Source organism: Symploca atlantica LB2515 (assembly GCF_052546295.1).
On record NZ_JBQWMT010000001.1, the window covers coordinates 5,885,419 to 5,899,251 of the forward strand.

At 44.4% G+C, this 13,833-nt stretch carries 16 protein-coding genes and 1 other RNA gene; 6 read left to right on the forward strand and 11 right to left on the reverse strand.

Going from position 1 to position 13,833, the window contains the following annotated elements:
* Positions 1-243 precede the first annotated feature (243 nt).
* A complete protein-coding gene (locus ACT7WV_RS24355; RefSeq protein ID WP_445105347.1) occupies positions 244-639 on the forward strand; it encodes an NINE protein in 396 nt (131 codons plus the stop codon).
* A gap of 5 nt (positions 640-644) precedes the next feature.
* On the forward strand, positions 645-1,193 hold the full coding sequence (locus tag ACT7WV_RS24360) for a helix-hairpin-helix domain-containing protein (protein WP_445105348.1): 549 nt from the start codon (positions 645-647) through the stop codon (positions 1,191-1,193).
* A gap of 464 nt (positions 1,194-1,657) precedes the next feature.
* On the opposite strand, the gene ACT7WV_RS24365 is transcribed toward ACT7WV_RS24360, so the two are convergent.
* Positions 1,658-2,236, reverse strand: a complete 579-nt coding sequence (locus tag ACT7WV_RS24365) for a 2'-5' RNA ligase family protein (RefSeq protein ID WP_445105349.1) — start codon at positions 2,234-2,236, stop codon at positions 1,658-1,660.
* 76 nt (positions 2,237-2,312) lie between these two features.
* Here ACT7WV_RS24365 and ACT7WV_RS24370 point away from each other — a divergent pair, with 76 nt between their 5' ends.
* The 3 genes from ACT7WV_RS24370 to ffs all read left to right on the forward strand — a co-directional run bounded on the left by ACT7WV_RS24370 (position 2,313) and on the right by ffs (position 5,415).
* Positions 2,313-4,946 carry an MBL fold metallo-hydrolase gene (locus tag ACT7WV_RS24370; protein ID WP_445105350.1) on the forward strand — a complete coding sequence of 878 codons (2,634 nt, stop codon included), beginning with the start codon at positions 2,313-2,315 and terminating at the stop codon, positions 4,944-4,946.
* Between the two features lie 38 nt (positions 4,947-4,984).
* On the forward strand, positions 4,985-5,251 hold the full coding sequence (locus ACT7WV_RS24375; RefSeq protein WP_445105351.1) for a YciI family protein: 267 nt from the start codon (positions 4,985-4,987) through the stop codon (positions 5,249-5,251).
* Between the two features lie 67 nt (positions 5,252-5,318).
* Positions 5,319-5,415, forward strand: an RNA gene (gene ffs, locus ACT7WV_RS24380) — signal recognition particle sRNA small type.
* A gap of 493 nt (positions 5,416-5,908) precedes the next feature.
* Here the strand turns inward: ffs and ACT7WV_RS24385 are convergent.
* The 7 genes from ACT7WV_RS24385 to ACT7WV_RS24415 form a co-directional block, all read right to left on the reverse strand.
* The gene (locus tag ACT7WV_RS24385) at positions 5,909-6,277 is read right to left on the reverse strand and encodes a DUF2281 domain-containing protein (protein ID WP_445105352.1); all 369 of its coding nucleotides are present in this window, start codon (positions 6,275-6,277) and stop codon (positions 5,909-5,911) included.
* 107 nt (positions 6,278-6,384) lie between these two features.
* Positions 6,385-6,582: a hypothetical protein gene (locus ACT7WV_RS24390; protein ID WP_445105353.1), complete on the reverse strand. Its 198-nt coding sequence runs from the start codon at positions 6,580-6,582 to the stop codon at positions 6,385-6,387.
* Positions 6,579-6,731, reverse strand: coding sequence for a type I restriction-modification system subunit M N-terminal domain-containing protein (locus ACT7WV_RS24395; protein WP_445105354.1), 153 nt, complete (start codon positions 6,729-6,731; stop codon positions 6,579-6,581). Before ACT7WV_RS24395 ends, ACT7WV_RS24390 begins: the two co-directional genes overlap by 4 nt.
* Positions 6,732-6,754: 23 nt before the next feature.
* Positions 6,755-7,615: a DUF6602 domain-containing protein gene (locus ACT7WV_RS24400; RefSeq protein WP_445105355.1), complete on the reverse strand. Its 861-nt coding sequence runs from the start codon at positions 7,613-7,615 to the stop codon at positions 6,755-6,757.
* Positions 7,616-7,651: 36 nt separating this feature from the next.
* Entirely contained in the window at positions 7,652-8,503 is an 852-nt protein-coding gene (locus tag ACT7WV_RS24405; protein WP_445105356.1) for a hypothetical protein, read from the reverse strand.
* Positions 8,504-8,570: 67 nt separating this feature from the next.
* Complete coding sequence (locus ACT7WV_RS24410) at positions 8,571-9,374, reverse strand: type I restriction-modification enzyme R subunit C-terminal domain-containing protein (RefSeq protein WP_445105357.1); 804 nt, start codon at positions 9,372-9,374, stop codon at positions 8,571-8,573.
* 224 nt (positions 9,375-9,598) lie between these two features.
* Positions 9,599-9,754 (reverse strand): PDDEXK family nuclease, encoded by a 156-nt coding sequence (locus ACT7WV_RS24415; protein WP_445105358.1) that lies wholly within the window; start codon positions 9,752-9,754, stop codon positions 9,599-9,601.
* Positions 9,755-10,028: 274 nt separating this feature from the next.
* Here ACT7WV_RS24415 and ACT7WV_RS24420 point away from each other — a divergent pair, with 274 nt between their 5' ends.
* Positions 10,029-10,313 carry a hypothetical protein gene (locus ACT7WV_RS24420; RefSeq protein ID WP_445105359.1) on the forward strand — a complete coding sequence of 95 codons (285 nt, stop codon included), beginning with the start codon at positions 10,029-10,031 and terminating at the stop codon, positions 10,311-10,313.
* Positions 10,314-10,521: 208 nt separating this feature from the next.
* Here the strand turns inward: ACT7WV_RS24420 and ACT7WV_RS24425 are convergent, their stop codons facing one another.
* Genes ACT7WV_RS24425 through ACT7WV_RS24435 form a run of 3 tightly spaced genes read right to left on the reverse strand, consistent with a single transcriptional unit; the run spans position 10,522 to position 13,825 of the window.
* Positions 10,522-11,139: a cytochrome c oxidase subunit 3 gene (locus ACT7WV_RS24425; protein WP_445105360.1), complete on the reverse strand. Its 618-nt coding sequence runs from the start codon at positions 11,137-11,139 to the stop codon at positions 10,522-10,524.
* Between the two features lie 27 nt (positions 11,140-11,166).
* Positions 11,167-12,858, reverse strand: a complete 1,692-nt coding sequence (locus tag ACT7WV_RS24430) for a cytochrome c oxidase subunit I (protein WP_445105361.1) — start codon at positions 12,856-12,858, stop codon at positions 11,167-11,169.
* Positions 12,848-13,825 (reverse strand): cytochrome c oxidase subunit II, encoded by a 978-nt coding sequence (locus ACT7WV_RS24435; protein WP_445105362.1) that lies wholly within the window; start codon positions 13,823-13,825, stop codon positions 12,848-12,850. The genes ACT7WV_RS24430 and ACT7WV_RS24435 overlap by 11 nt, the downstream gene beginning before the upstream one ends.
* Positions 13,826-13,833: the final 8 nt, after the last annotated feature.

Below are 13,833 nucleotides of genomic sequence, written 5' to 3' on the forward strand. Positions count from 1 at the left end.
GTTACATTCATTTTAGTGCAGCGTAAAGCTTCCGCAAAATTCGGTTTTCCGTATAACCAGCAAGGAAAAAGCTCACCCGAATTTTTGAGTGCTACTGGTTAGTAAATTTTCTTCTTAAACTAGATACTGATCTGGCTCTAGGGCTAGTACCTTACAAGAAACTAGATAAATCAATATCATGGAGAGGTGAATCGCTGGTTGTTCATCTAGACAATAGAGCCATTTCCAGGGGTAAAAGACCACATGTTGAGCAAGCCAAAGAGTCGAAAAATCGCCGCCCTGATTGCTTTCGCCGGTACGGTTTTACCTATTTCCGGGTTCCACAAGTTCTACTTGGGGCAGCCCTTGTGGGGTATGTTGTATTTACTCCTTTGCTGGACGCCAATTCCTCGGATAGCTAGTGCGATTGAAGGAGTTTGGTATCTCTCTCAAAAGCAGGAAGAGTTTGACCGTAATTTTAACTCTGGTTTAGTACCTGCTACCTCTACGACACTAACTCAACCAGTTGCAGTTGATCCGGCTCAAGTAGGAGCAGTTGCTGATGCTCTAAGACAGCTAGATAGTCTACGACAAGAGGGATTAGTATCGGAATATGAATTTGAGCAAAAGCGTCGGCAATTACTTGATCGCATTGCCTAAAACTAATGACACTCTTTGATTGGCTCTCACCTGCAACTCGACTCAACTCAAGCGCGCAATCCCTCCGGATACGGCTAGAGAATGACCCCTATTACCGTCTGCAATCAACTCAAGAAATTGCGACCGCAGCAGCATTAGGGATTAAGATTGACGTCAATCGAGCAAGTGTGGATGACTGGCTACGACTACCAGGGCTTTCCATTCACCAAGCGCGATCCCTAGCAGAATTGACTAGTAGTGGCGTTCAGTTCTGCTGCATTGAAGACATGGCAGCAGCACTGAGTTTACCAGTAGAACGCATCGCCCCTTGGCAATCAATTTTAAATTTTTGCTACTACGATGCCGAAAGTCTCTTAACACCTGTGCCAGTTAATCCTAATATCGCTTCTATAGAACAGCTAACTACCATCCCAGCAGTTGATCTGTTTCTCGCCAGAGCAATCGTGCAAAGTCGCCTTGATAGCGGTAATTACCGTAATCTTGCTGATTTGCAGCGACGCCTTGCTCTTAACCCTCAACTGATTTCTGAGCTAATGTACTACTTAAGATTTTGAAGTATTTCGGTAAATTTTAAACTAGGATCAGCAAGGCTTACAGTAATTACGAATCTTACTATGATTGTCAAATTTGCTAGTTAACTTGGCCGCGCAGATTAATAAGTTATTAGTTATTTAAACTCTATTATCAATAGCAGCTTGTTTGGTTTCTTTGGAGACATGGCAAAGATACTGAGGATGTGTTGAGGTTCTGCTTAGCTTCAGTTATCGAGGTGGGCTATCATGGCCTTGAATTGTGTGTTTTCTGTTATCCAATACCTCGGTTCAGCATAAGTAAGTTGGCATCAATCAACGTAAAAACTAAAAAACCAATTCCCTTACAGCAATAGGCTGATATCACCTGACATTCTTATTGTAATTCTAGATCGCCTACTTGCCTTGATGGTTTGCCATTAATTACCGCAAAAATCATCAAGAAAAAATAACTAAGATTGGCAATTTATTGGCAATTAATTACTAACTCAGCAAATGTTCTCACTATGGTCATGAGCAAGTAAAGGAAACAACTCACTCACATTCCAGCGTCTACCATCATGAATTAGCAATGCTAGTTCTGAGGCAGTGAACTCAAAATTTAACTCTCGCTGCTCAAATTCTGGCCAAGAGTTGCGGAAGTTCTGCTGCGTTAAGTCTCGAAAGGCAACAGTCAGGTGAGGAACAAAAGGACGTTTTCGAGAAACTTGATGAACGATTTCTAAAGATACCTCTAAATGAGCCATCAAATCTGTTTGAAGAGTTAACAGTTCCACTGTTTTTAGAACGTTAATATAGATTACACGAGGTGCAAAAGTACTAAATCCTTGGAATGTTATTGGTACTGGCGTACGAATTTGAGTAAAGTTAGTCAGGCATTTTTCGAGAACTGACAACTGATCTAGCTGCCATTCAAAGGGAGGTTGCAAGGTAATATGCGGTGGAGAATTCAGGGCACCTTGGCTACCGTAGTTTTGAGCAAAGTACTGCTGAATATCCTGTGCGTAGTCTTGAATTGCCTGCGGTGGCAGGAGAGCGATAAAAAAGCGATGTTTTGATTTATCCAAGGAAAGACCCAGAGAACTCAATAAATAAATTGAGGATATCTTAGCTCTAGTTTATTATCCTGAAGCTATTTGCAACATGGAAACAGCAGCCGAAAGACAAGTTAATGTCTTAATGACGCCGAATCTTGAGCCAACAGGCAGCTTGCATTGCACCTTAAACGGACAAATTGAGCAAATTGACGGGATGCTTTACCTGCAATTGCCTGACTCAATTAGTCTGCGTCTCTCTCAAGAACTAGTTGAATGGCCACAAGATTTTCGTCAGTGGCTAGTCATTCCCAGCACTGATTCCACAGGTGAAATTTCCAGTGTGCAAGTAGTAGATTCGGTCGAAATCCCTACAGAAAAACCTGCCGAAGACAGATGCGATTTAATTGGACGAGTCATCCAGCTAGGGAAAAAGGGTCAATTTGTGCGTTTCAAAGTACAACGATCAGGACAGAAAACCCTTAAGCCTACTTTACTAAACCCTGACCCCCGCATGAAAGACGGGCAGATGTGGCAGGTGTCAGCACGGCGGCTAGCAAGAACCTGGCAAATTGAATATGCAGCACCGCTTGCGGATGGTAATCAGAGTTCTGCGAGTAGCCAAACTCAACCGTCTACTGAGGCTGATATCACCAACCAGACTACTAAAGTACCGAAAATCCCTCCCCAAAATGTAGCACCTGTATCTCCTACCGAGTCGGCGGCACGGCGCATACTGAAAGATCCCAGCGCGCCGACAGACAAAGCGCTAGAGGCACTCTCCACAACTACAGGAGAAGCAGCAACTAATTGGAGGCTTTTTCCTGCCATCTGGCGAGGCAATGCCTGGGAGTGGGAAGCGATGAACTCGACAACGGGTCAAAAAGCCAGAGTGCAGTTAAAGGAGAGAGGGACTCAAAGCCAAGTCTATCTTTACTCCATGGTATCTGATGAGCTTGATTCCTTAGAGGACGATGCCCTAATCAGCACCACAGAAACAGAGCGTCTCATTGTTACTCCCCTGGGAGCTGCCCGTGGCATCGGTGCTTCCTGCTTCAAGGTTGAGATTGGTCCTTACGAGATTGTACTCGACTGTGGCACCAGACCGAAGGGCTACGACCCATTACCAGCGCTGGAGCATTTGTCACGTCCTAACCTGTTGTTGATTACTCATGCTCACCAAGATCATCTAGGCGCTGTACCAGTCTTCCATAACCGTTGGCCGGGAGTACGGATGATTTGTACTCAGGGGACGCGAGAAATTGCTCAAGTGATGCTACAAGATGGCTTGAAAGTACAGCAGTTGAGTGAAGATTCGCCAGAACTTTATGATGTAGTTGACTTAGAGCGCACCTTATTTCGCTTGGAAACTCAAGAAGTTGGCGCAGATTTTGAACCTCTACCCGGATTAAAAATTAGATTTATTAATGCTGGTCATATTCTCGGTGCCGCTTGTATTTATCTGAGGTATGGAGAGCGATCGCTACTTTACACCGGGGATTATAATACTACTTCTTCTCGTACTACTACGGGACTGCGCATTTCTGAACTGCCAGAAGCAGAATTTCTGATTACTGAATCTACCTACGGTGCTGATGCTCATCCAGCTCGCAAGACTCAAGAAACAGCTTTACTTAAGGCAGTTGCTTCTATTGTGCAAGCCGGTGGCAATGTTCTCATCCCAGCTTTTGCTTTAGGACGTGCTCAAGAAATTTTGCTGGCAATGCGTACTTCCAGTGAACTGCGACATACTAATATTCCCATTTATGTAGATGGTCTGGTACGAGCAGTAACTAATACCTTTCGGGATAACCTTGCTCTACTGCCGCCGTCGGTGCAAAATCTGGTTGAACAGTCGGGAATTGAGCCATTTTTTGATGCAGAAGGCACACCGCCGATTATTCCGATTGCTAATAAGCGGGAACGTCCTTTAGCCATGGCTAAACCCAGCATTATTGTTGCTTCATCGGGTATGCTCAATGGCGGAGCCTCTGTATATTATGCCCAGACTTTACTAGAGCGGGAAAATGCGGCAGTCTTTATTAGTGGCTATACCGACGAAGAAAGTCCTGGTCGCCTGTTGCAAGAACTTCAAACTGGCGACAAAATTGAACTAGATGGTAAAGAGATTCTCGTTAAGGCGCAAATCCGACGGTTTAACTTGAGTGCTCATGCTGATAAAGTGGGACTGACTCAAGTGATCCATAAGGTCAATCCTCAGCATTTAATTCTGATTCACGGTTCGCAAGATGCACTCCATGAATTAGCACGTTCCAGTGACTTGCAAAAGAAACACATTGTTCACATTCCTGGTGTGGGAGAAGCGATTGAGTATGGGCAACTACCAGAACATTTAACACCCAAGCGTCAAGCTCAACTGACCAAACACCAAGCTAAATCCACGCTACCGGATTCGTTTGAAGTGGAAGTGGTAGCAGAAATGGAGGGTGCTTGGTTGCGAATTCCCGAAACCATTGTCGAAAAAGACCCGCGTTGGCAAATTATTGCAGACAAAGGAATACTCAGAGCCCAGTGGGATGGTACTGGTTTGAAGCTTTCTGCTGTAGACCAATATGACTTAGTAATAGAAGAAGCTCTCAAAAGTGGAGAAAATTGCTGTGCCTGCTGCGAGTTTTTTCAAAAAAGATCTTGTCAATGCAAAGATAGTCCAATGCATAGTTTTCAAGTAGATCCTAGTGGCTATTGCCCGGAATTTATACCCTTAGCATCAGGGTTTTTCTAAGAATCTAAAGACTGTAGTTAAGCAAGAGTATCAGCAAAATGTCCGTATTTGTCAAGATTGAAAAAGGCATCGTCGATAAAGCCAAGTTTGACAAACATGTAGCAGCTCACAAAGCCTATGTTCAAGACTTGATTGCCCAAGGACACCGCGCAAAAACTGGCTACTGGGCGAAAAGGGGAGGCGGTATGCTCTTATTTGAGGCAGGTTCAATAGATGAGGCACAAGCGATCGTTGCCAGAGACCCACTGGTGCAAAATAATTGTGTTGAGTATGAACTGCACGAATGGTGCCTTATTGTCCAATAAACAGCTAAGCGTGACATCTTGCCTCAGAACTACTCAGATTTTCCCGGCTAGTGTTACAATCATATGTGGCTCGGATTCACGCGATTTCAACGCTCAAATCTTGTCAGGACCGGAAGGTAGCAGCAATACGAGATGCTTGGGATAGGCGTGGACTCCGGGTCTTCTAGTTTTTTGTGTACTTGTTATCCATTAATGTACATTAAAGCTTTATTTGTCAGTTTTAAAGACTTAGTGTCCAGAACCACTAATTTTGGGTGTTTCAGGCTCATGCCTAGCATTGTCTTACTGAAAAAATAGTTTTAAACACTTAGTGTCACGATAAACGCAGAGCGATCGCATCAATATCACAGCAGAAGCCTTATTTGGAAGTGGGACTACTCATTAGAAATCGAGAGCATCTCGTATTGCTGCCTTTCAATCCTCCCTATTTAAAATCCTAACTTGCAAGTGATCTTTCAACTGAAGTACTACAAGCTTTGAACCTACCCTATGACGGGAGGGGGGGTCAATGGAACTTGAGCTGCTGCGAAGGATTTTGAGATTTCCTCCAAACTATCAACCCACCCAGAGGCGGGAGGGCTGATCAAACCCCGCCCACTGAAACCCTTGTCTACACAAGCTGACAAATGCATTGACTGTCGGCTTAATTTAAGATGGCTAAAGGGGAATTTTGCCCCCGCTTTCGCCCGTCAAAAAAACTGGGGAGGATTCCTTCTTGCTCGAAGGCGATTCTGTAGCTGCCACGACACTTACTCCTGTATCCTTATAAGCAGGGGTATTCACCTGTTGCTGTTTCTGCTGCAAAAATTCGGCAAAATCGCGGACTTCGGCAACTAAATCATCTGATAAATTATCTAGAACAGCCGCTAAATGTTCCCGAACTCCCATAATCTCACGAGCAGATTTAACTAATTGCAACTGATGGGAATAAACTGTTTCTACACCAAGAGTTTCCATGAAAGCATCAGATTCATCTTGGTTAGCAGGGATAAAATCACCGCAATCGTTCCGGAAATACGGTGACAAACCTGGCAATATCTGAGTCAAATAGTACAATCAAGCCTGTACGGATTTGCCAAGCTACACCAGAGGAGCCTGTAATCAGGATAACAGCTTGATAGCAAGCGCCATAATCATTCTGTCCTGCTGGCTGTAGCAACTAAGCGCGAAATTTGGGCTAAAATTGCCTCTCTAATTGCCTCCGGTGACTCAAACCCCATCGCCTCCCGCCAAAATTTCCGCTTATCTCCCCCTACCCCTGGTGCAGTGGCGCGGTTGAAGAGATATTGTGCTTTAGCAATGGGAAACTCGAAGCGCGTAGGTGAGTTCATTGTTGATAATTGCTTGCATCATCAAGGCGTTTGAGGAACAGCAGATAAGAGAACTGTTCGATGGAGTCCATCGGGTTGGAGAGTCCCGACGACCATAATCTATCCCAGATTTGATCAACTTTTGAGTGAAGTTCTGGGTCAGTGAGCATTTATAAAACACAGTTCCTAGAATCTAGACATCAGGTACTTCTACCACAGATGCTTGTTGCAAGCTCATATAGGTACGGATATCAAACCCTGGATGTAACCTATGAGTTGATAGACGCTGCCATAGAGTTGTGAGGAACAGAAGCAACGAGTGTGCTGGGTCAATCTGAACCTTGACTCCTCTGACCTGTGAATCAAAAGTGCGATTGACCTCATTTTCTCTAGCGACAGCAGCCCATCTTTCTACATAAGCATTTGTACTTTCCATCTTAATTAATCCTTGGTCAAGAGCACATACTGTAAGAGTGCGTATTCCTGAATTATTTGGTTTTTGAGGAATAATGTCTATATCTCGGCGGAACTCCTCCAATGGAAACCATCTAGCAAATGTTTCAAAACTGTTAGCTTCAGTTCTATAAGCAAAAATAGCACTAGCAGGAGGACTATGATACAGATTATTTTCTTCAGTCTTTGTTTCCCAATATGGGGTTAATTCAGGATAAAAATCTAGCTCAAATATAGACCGAATATTTTTTAGCGCTATCGATGCTTCTTGACTTGAGAGAGTTGTTTTTACTTCAATAGTTGCGTAAACCGTTTCAATAGGAAATACTTTACGAAAAAACTTTGGAGATTCTGCATCGAAAATTACAATATCACACTGTTTGCTAACACGACCATGCCTATCTATGATGAGTCCACCTGTTTCTATGCCAAACCTTATTGGTAAAAAATCACGCAGTAAGCTTGATAAAACTTTTTCATTCTCTGAACCAGCTAATCCAGCATGTGGTAGCTTTCTATTAAATAGAAGTGCATCAGCTTCTAGTTTGTTATAAATACTATGGAAGTAATGCTCTAGAAAATTTGGGTCTGGACTTAGCATAATTTTAATGAATTAATTTAAATTATCGCTAATTTTCTACCATAAATCCCCGAAAATCGAATTGTTTACGGCTAATTCGTAATCTAATACTGATTCCCCATCGTTCAGCTCAACTTGTCCTCCAATCCAGATTTGGTCGATACATTCAGGTACATCAATAGTTTGTATAATCTGACTCAAACTTTTAATGGGAAAATTTAAGACGTTCGTATGTAGCTCCAAAATTAAAATCTTGATACAATCGCGATACTTATCAAACTTAGGAGCCGCACGTTCAATAAGTTTAGCTACTTGGGATTTTATCTGGGGAGATAAATCTCTGATTTCCTGCTTGCTATAGAATTGAACTGAATTTTTCAGACGATAACAAATACCCGATTCAATAGGAGCATCCTCTCGGTCTATTTCTGGTATTCTGAAGAAACTCCAAAACGGTGCTTCATCGGTACAAATCCCTTCCGAATTCTTAATCCATGCCTCATGCTCAAGAACTGAGATTGCTATTTCATTTACCAGCCTAATCACTTTTCTTTTATTGGTTGGTATATCTATACTATTAATCTCAAGCACATAAACATCGTCGGAAAAACTGCTTATTACTTGCTCTGTAAATCTATTGTTAAACTCATGCCAAAGTTGGTGATGTCTGATATAGTCTGAAGTCCATGAGAACGCCTTACGCTCAATTACCATCCGTGCATCGCCATCACGAAGTAAAATCTCCGGTTCTGGAGTTGTACGATTATCGTTTTCAGGAAAGGATTCTAGGATGTAGTGTGTACTATGAATCGAGTTATAAATATCTACAAAGGATTTAAGATTCAACCACTCATTTTCATTGCTTGGGGGGAGACACCCAAAGGGGTATAACCAATCAATTTCATCCATGTATCAGCCTCTGTGTTCTTCTATACTTTAGTGAGACTCTAAGCCGCAAACTGTTCTGTGAACTCCATCAATTCCTACACTTCCTCCTCACTAAACCACCGCTCAACAGCATCCTCCCCAAACCTATCCAACGGTTCCTCATACAAAAATCCGCCACCTCCAACCGCCGATTCTTCAAAAATACATTCTGCACCGCCCGTAAAAACCGAATCTGATTCGCATTAAACTCACGCTGACTAATAAACTCCTCAAAATTCCGCCTCACCACCTCCTGATAATCCGGCAGCGCCTCAATCTCCATCAACTCCCGCAAAAACGCCAGCAAACTATTCACCTTCAAATTAAATGCCTTGCGAATATTCGACTCCGACAACTGCACGTTTCCCCCACCCAACACCTGCCGCAACGTCCTCTCCAACGCCACCAGTTGGAAGTCCGTCACCGCTTCCCCATTGCGAATTGCCGCAATTAAGGGGTGAGTCTCCACAATCTCCAACACCTTCCCCTCAACTCCTTGGCGGTATTCCTCTATATAAACCTGCTCTCCCCTCTCACCCAAGGTAATATAACCACTAGTAGCAATCCGGTCTGCCAAGTCAATCTCAACAAACGAACTAGGACGCTGACGCCGATTCTTTATCTGACTTGCCAAATCTGCAATCACCCGATTTAACTGTTGGGGTGTCGCACTTCGCAACCCATGGGACAAGCAAAAATTCGCCGAGTCTTGACGCTGGAAATCCCCAAACACAAAAACCGGCAAGCGACTCACATCCTCGGCTATGGATTCCAATGTCCCCGGTTTTGCCTCATCCGTGAGAATTTCCAGCTTCAACCGTTCCACCTTATTGGTAAACGTCGCCTCAGCCACATCCACCCCCGCTACAAACTGCAGTAACGGCGCAACCTGAGTGCGGAGAAATTAATATTACGCTGCGTCAGATACCGCTAAAACCCATTCGTCCAAGCCTCCTCAACCTGAGAATAAACCTGCTGGACGCTAAGTTGCAAAACTTCTGCCATCCTCTACTAGAAGAGCGATTTGGGAAGCTCTCAGGAGGCTTGGGTGATGACAATCCCCACCCAGGAAAAGGTTTAGACAGAACCTAACTGAGTTTGTTCGTTCCAAAACCCCACCTTAATAATCAAATTTGCCTCTTGATTACCACTTTCACCACCGATAGGCGTCGCGATAATCAATTCTCTAGGCGGCGAACCTTCTAGCTGTAAATCCAGATTCGCCTCAAACAATAGAAAAAACTGCTCCCCTTTCAGGATGGTAATTGGCTCTAAATTCAGTACTTTTGTTACGGCATTACCTATTTATACTCAATTGAACTGCTTAATATATAGCTCTTTAGTTTCATTCACTCAGTGCATTTTTCAAGTTTCAGATTTAGTTGGAAAGTCGTTTGGGAGTTATTCGGTTCCCAAGATAGTTGATTTTTATTGCATAGGCATTTTTTTTTATTAGAAAAAGCTAATCTAAAGATATAGCACTCCTGTAATCAAAGGAGCAACCCCAATGAAACGTGAAGATTTAGGCTTTTCACAATACAGCAAGAGTTCAAGTCTACGAGATCAAGGGGAAGCAAGTCAGCAACAGGCAAAAACTACATTTCGTATTCTTGGAAATCAATTTACGAACAATAATGACGGTAAATTGCTATCGGAAACTCAGCTTCGGTATATCAATGTAGACCAGGAAAAGACCTCTAGGATAGGTAAGTCTACAATGAAGTTAGAGCCTGATGACGAATTAGTCATTCAAGTGAGAAAAAATTCGCGAAAGACTCTAGATCATCTATGAGTAAAAGAAGATGAAGAACGAGATAATCCTCTCTATCAAATATTCGTAGTGTGGGCGGTTATCATAGTATTACTGTGGGCATTTTATGGAAGGCAGATATCAAATCAACAACCCCAACAAAATCAAGGATTATTTAAAAATACTTCTGCTTTAGTAGAAGCTATAGCCTAATAGTAAATAGGGGGAATGTAAGTACAGTCTGATTTATTTACCACAGGTAGAAAAGCGAGAATAGGATCACCCAAATCCCATCTACAACGTGCCAAAACAGAGTGATTGCATTCACGCCTGTATGACCCTTGTTGTAGTTACCCGGAATAAAAGAACGAACCAGCATCAGCATCTGCAACAAGATGCCAACAGTAACGTGTAGAGCATGAAAGCCTGTCAGAATGTAGAACGCCCCGCCAAACTGTCCTGTAGTCACATCGAAGTCGAGTCCACGCCACTCTTTTACCTCACCGACTAGGAAGTAAGCTCCCATCACAGACGTAATCACCCACAGCAGGCGAAACTGATTGAGTTTTTTGCCCTTAAGAGCACCCTCTGCCAATTGAGCGGGAAGGCTACTAGAAAGCAGTACGATAGAGTGAATAATCACAGAGGTAGACAGTTCGGGTCCCTTGACCCCCGGCGGTAGCACGGAACCCGAAAACAACCGCAAAGCAACATACGCTGCGATAAAACTCCCAAATATCAAGCTTTCTGATATTAAGAACGTCATGACACCGAACATCGTTTTAGCCTGTTCATCATGGTGTTTCCTGTCGCTACCCTCTTCAAGGCGAGACTGGTTCAACTCGCGTGATGGGATAAAATTTCGCATCGTTAACGCCCTAAGTATTGACAAATTCTACTTACCATGAGCCTCGATCGCGTCTTGATCGGTTGTATCTACAGTCGAATATTGAGGTTGACCGTAGCTGTAAGGAGCTAAAGTCACAGTGGGAGTCTGCTCGAAGTTCTCCTTCGGTGGTGGTGAAGTCGTTGTCCATTCCAGGCCTGTGGCGTGCCAGGGATTGTTGGGCGCTTGGGGGCCGTATAACCACGAGCCAATGAAGTTAGCCAGAAAAGGCAGTACAGACACTCCTAACAGAAACGAGCCGAGGCTGGCAATGATATTCCACCCTTGATATTGTGGATCGTAGGAAGAAACCCGACGCACCATGCCCTGCAAACCCACAATAAATATCGGGAAAAATGTCAGATTAGCACCAATAAAGGTCAGCCAGAAGTGGAGTTTACCCCAACCCTCGTTGTACATCCGTCCTGTTACCTTGGGATACCAGTAATACAGTCCTCCATAGATCGCGACCGTAATTGTGTTGTAGACGATGTAGTGGAAGTGGGCAACGATAAAGTGGGTATTATTGACGTGCAAGTCAAACGGCATCGCACCTTGCATGACTCCAGTAATGCCACCAATCATAAACATCACCACACCCCCCAAGGCAAACAGCATCGGCGTATCCAAATGCAGCCTACTTTTCCAAATGGTGGCAGTCCAAGCGAATACCTTAACGCCAGTAGGTACGGCAGCAACCTCTGAGGTGAACATGAACAGGAGTCGCACCCACTCTGGTGTACCACTAGCAAACATATGGTGCGCCCAAACTGTGGCGCTGACTACAGCTAGACCAATAGAGGCAATGGCTACTGACCGATAACCAAATAAGGGATTGCGGCTAAATGCTGGGATGACTTCTGAAAAGATCCCGAATGCTGGCAGTACCCAGACATATACGGTCGGGTGAGAGTAAAACCAGAACATATGCTGGTAAAGAACAGGACTACCTCCCTCAAAGGGTTTGAAGAAATTTGTCCCGATGGTGAGGTCGGCAAGCAGCAGGAGTAAACCACCGGTGAGGGAAGGTAGGAAAAACAGTTGGAGTAACTGAGCACTCAAAACTGTCCAAACGAAGATAGGCATACGGAAGAACGTCATACCCGGTGCTCGCAACCAGACAATAGTCGCGACAAGGTTAACCGCCCCCAGAATTGACGAGACACCGAGTATCAAGATACTCAAAATCCAAAAGAATTGACCGTTGAGTATTCCGGGCGGGACTTGGAGACTGAGGGGCGGATAAGACCACCAACTTGCTTGTGCCGGACCATTGCGTAGCAAGAAACTTGATATTAATAGGAGTCCTGCGGGTGGCACCATCCAGAAGGAAACAGCGTTGAGAAACGGAAACGCCATGTCATCTGCCCCAATCATCAATGGCACTAAGAAGTTAGACATGCCAACTGTGGATGGGATAATCCACAGGAAGATCATGATCGTGCCGTGGAGAGTGAATAAGGCATTGTAGAGAGGGCGATCAAACAAATCGGAAGGCGGGGTGATTAGTTCGGCACGGATCAGCATGGCGAGCACGCCCCCAATAAAGAAGAAGGCGAAGGCAGTCATCAGGTACTGAACGCCAATCACCTTATGGTCTTTGTTGAAAGTGAAGTAGCGCCACCAGTTTTGCTGAGATTGGCTAGAGGATGCTTCTGACTCTCTACGACTACCAAGCCCTTGAGTAGAGTTATTGGTCATTACCTTCCTTCTCACTCAATATCATCGGATTCTCAACAGACGCTTGGGGCAACGTGCGACTGGCATAATTCACATCGGTTGATGGGGCAGGTAAGACTGTATACCAGTTGGTTTTAAAGAGTCTGTTGGCTGGCTGTTCGTGTTCGGTTGCCGCTTGATTAGGTGCAGATATCGGTTGTTGGTTAGCAGCCTGTGTTAACCACTGGGCATAATCTTCAGGATTGTCAACGTACACATCTGCCTGCATCAAGGCAAAGTAGGTGCCACTAAATTGAGAATCTTTCAGCCGATATTTACCGACACGGCTTGGGATAAACTGAAAATCAATGGGGCGATTGGGAATAATGTCCTGTTTGATGCGAAACTCAGGGACATAGAAACCGTGGATAACATCGTCTGACTGCAACAGTAAGCGAGCACGTTGATTTACTGGCAGGTGCAATTCGTTACTGGTGATATTTTGCTGGGGATAATGAAAAGCCCAAACCCACTGCTTAGCAATTACCTCTATTGTTGGAGGCGCTGGAGTGTTGTTGCCTGGTGCTTGGGCATAGGCAGGTTCTGCTGCCAACGGTACGTTCAATTCCCCTATTAACTGCCTTGGCCCGCCAACATCCATCTTTTGATAAATGTAAAAACTGTAGCCCACGATCCACAGCACCAACAGTACTGGAGTTATCGTCCAAGCGGCTTCTATCTTCGCATTGCCCCTCATCGGGTGCCCCTCTCTGTAGTCTCCCGCAGGTGCTCGACAGGTAATCAGCGAATACCCGATCATGCCTACAACTCCCAGAAAGATGATCGCACTCATCCAAACCAGGAAACTAAATAGATCGTCGATTTGCTTGGCATCGGTGGACGCCTGAACAGGCATCCAGGAGTATGACTGCTGTCCAATCCAGTAGCTGAAGGCAACAATTATCGCCACGCCAATTGCCAAAAGGATATATTCTAAAATTCTCAACATAAACTAGT

Excerpts from the sequence above, each read along its gene's own strand:
- ACT7WV_RS24375 (WP_445105351.1), top strand. The coding sequence starts at position 4,985 with ATGTCCGTATTTGTCAAGATTGAAAAAGGCATCGTCGATAAAGCCAAG.
- ACT7WV_RS24395 (WP_445105354.1), bottom strand. The coding sequence starts at position 6,731 with ATGCTCACTGACCCAGAACTTCACTCAAAAGTTGATCAAATCTGGGAT.
- ACT7WV_RS24435 (WP_445105362.1), bottom strand. The coding sequence starts at position 13,825 with ATGTTGAGAATTTTAGAATATATCCTTTTGGCAATTGGCGTGGCGATA.
- ACT7WV_RS24425 (WP_445105360.1), bottom strand. The coding sequence starts at position 11,139 with ATGCGAAATTTTATCCCATCACGCGAGTTGAACCAGTCTCGCCTTGAA.
- ACT7WV_RS24360 (WP_445105348.1), top strand. The coding sequence starts at position 645 with ATGACACTCTTTGATTGGCTCTCACCTGCAACTCGACTCAACTCAAGC.
- ACT7WV_RS24370 (WP_445105350.1), top strand. The coding sequence starts at position 2,313 with ATGGAAACAGCAGCCGAAAGACAAGTTAATGTCTTAATGACGCCGAAT.
- ACT7WV_RS24430 (WP_445105361.1), bottom strand. The coding sequence starts at position 12,858 with ATGACCAATAACTCTACTCAAGGGCTTGGTAGTCGTAGAGAGTCAGAA.
- ACT7WV_RS24390 (WP_445105353.1), bottom strand. The coding sequence starts at position 6,582 with ATGAACTCACCTACGCGCTTCGAGTTTCCCATTGCTAAAGCACAATAT.
- ACT7WV_RS24420 (WP_445105359.1), top strand. The coding sequence starts at position 10,029 with ATGAAACGTGAAGATTTAGGCTTTTCACAATACAGCAAGAGTTCAAGT.
- ACT7WV_RS24355 (WP_445105347.1), top strand. The coding sequence starts at position 244 with ATGTTGAGCAAGCCAAAGAGTCGAAAAATCGCCGCCCTGATTGCTTTC.
- ACT7WV_RS24400 (WP_445105355.1), bottom strand. The coding sequence starts at position 7,615 with ATGCTAAGTCCAGACCCAAATTTTCTAGAGCATTACTTCCATAGTATT.
- ACT7WV_RS24405 (WP_445105356.1), bottom strand. The coding sequence starts at position 8,503 with ATGGATGAAATTGATTGGTTATACCCCTTTGGGTGTCTCCCCCCAAGC.